The organism is Clostridium sp. AF21-20LB, assembly GCF_003478795.1.
GTDB classification, from domain to species: domain Bacteria; phylum Bacillota; class Clostridia; order Lachnospirales; family Lachnospiraceae; genus Otoolea; species Otoolea fessa.
In genome coordinates, this window is record NZ_QUGD01000056.1 from 1 (window position 1) to 1,482 (window position 1,482).

Sequence of the window (1,482 nt, forward strand, 5' to 3'; positions counted from 1 at the left end):
GGAACCGAAAGTGCCGTAAGAAAACGTGGTGGCAGCAGGAATTTGCCGTATTTAAATGCGAAGCCACGGCAAATTCCGTTACTGGGCACGTATGCGTGAACAGTAACTAGAAATGTGGTGAAATAGACCAGGGAGGCGGAAACAATGGATATAAATCAGAAACAGAAAGAACGTCTGGAGCAGCAGTTTGCATTTATCCGGGAGATAGATAAGGAGAAATTTATCGGTCGCCAGACATATCTGACAGACGGCGAGCGGAAGGAAAATGACGCGGAGCACGCATGGCATATGGCGATCATGACGGTGCTTCTGGCGGAGTATTCCAATGAGCCGATCGATGTGCTGAAAACGGTTACCATGCTTCTGATTCACGATCTGGTCGAGATCGACGCCGGCGACACATATGCCTATGATGAGGAGGCGAAGAAAACCCAGCGGGAGAGAGAATTAAAGGGTGCAGAGCGCATTTTCGGAATGCTGCCGCCGGATCAGGGCGAAAAACTGCGCGCTCTCTGGGATGAATTTGAAGCCGGGGAGACGCCGGAAGCACGGTTTGCACATACGATGGACAACATCCAGCCGACGATGCTCAATGATGCTTCCAAGGGAAAGGCGTGGGCGACGCGCGGCGTGCACCTGAGCCAGATTCTTGGAAGAAATAAGAATACCGCCAAGGGCTCGGAGACGCTGTGGAACTATTCCTATGAGAATTTCATCACTCCGAGCCTCCGGGAAGGAAAGATAAAAAACGACACGTTACCCGAAGAGTAATCGAATTGTCGGAGGAAGCATGAGCTTTATCCGGCAGACTGCTGTCAGCGGAAACGGCGTGCGTGGCTGCTATTTTTGAGTTCGAAGAAGATTCTGTCGGTTCGGTGGTTGTTTTGGAAGCTGAAGCTGTTCCAGAACGTTTCGAGTGATTGGAGCAAGTCATCGGGTCAGCTTTAGAGGAAATCAGAGAAGTAGATTTCTTGTTTACATCAAAAATGATATGTTTCTTTTGCGACAGCCAGTTCATATCGTTATCAAAAATCAGAGCATCAGAGACGGAATCGGCGCTCTGATTTTTTGAGTTTTCTTCTGGCATGACACCTCCGGACAGGGCGGGCGGCGGATAGAGAACACCCCACCAGTTGTCGATCACATGAGTCTGCAGGATCGGCGGGGCGATCGCGTACGCCAGGACTTCCGGCTGAATCTGGTTTCTGGTAAAACTAAGAAGAGGCAGGCAGAAAAGCAGAAATAAGAGCATGGAACATAAGGCGAGATGCGGGAGTGTTCCACCGTATAGATGGGAAGGTTTACAGGAACCGGTGGAAAAATGGCGGCATTTATTGGTGACAGGTGGATGAATCCTGGATGTGGGTGACGGACAATTTTCAGGATGGAACGAAATCATTTGATTTATCATAATGGCTCTCCTTTTACTGAATGAAATGTTACTGTTCACAGGTAGGCACTTTTGGAACCGAAAGTGCCGTA

The 1,482-nt window shown here is 49.3% G+C and carries 2 protein-coding genes; one reads left to right on the plus strand and one right to left on the minus strand.

The features are described 5' to 3' along the window. Positions 1–144: 144 nt before the first annotated feature. Positions 145–771, plus strand: a complete 627-nt coding sequence (locus DWX76_RS13680) for an HD domain-containing protein (RefSeq protein ID WP_107000681.1) — start codon at positions 145–147, stop codon at positions 769–771. Here DWX76_RS13680 and DWX76_RS13860 read toward each other — a convergent pair. Next, positions 716–1,411: a hypothetical protein gene (locus DWX76_RS13860; protein ID WP_147353874.1), complete on the minus strand. Its 696-nt coding sequence runs from the start codon at positions 1,409–1,411 to the stop codon at positions 716–718. The two genes, DWX76_RS13680 and DWX76_RS13860, sit on opposite strands and share 56 nt — an antisense overlap. Positions 1,412–1,482: the final 71 nt, after the last annotated feature.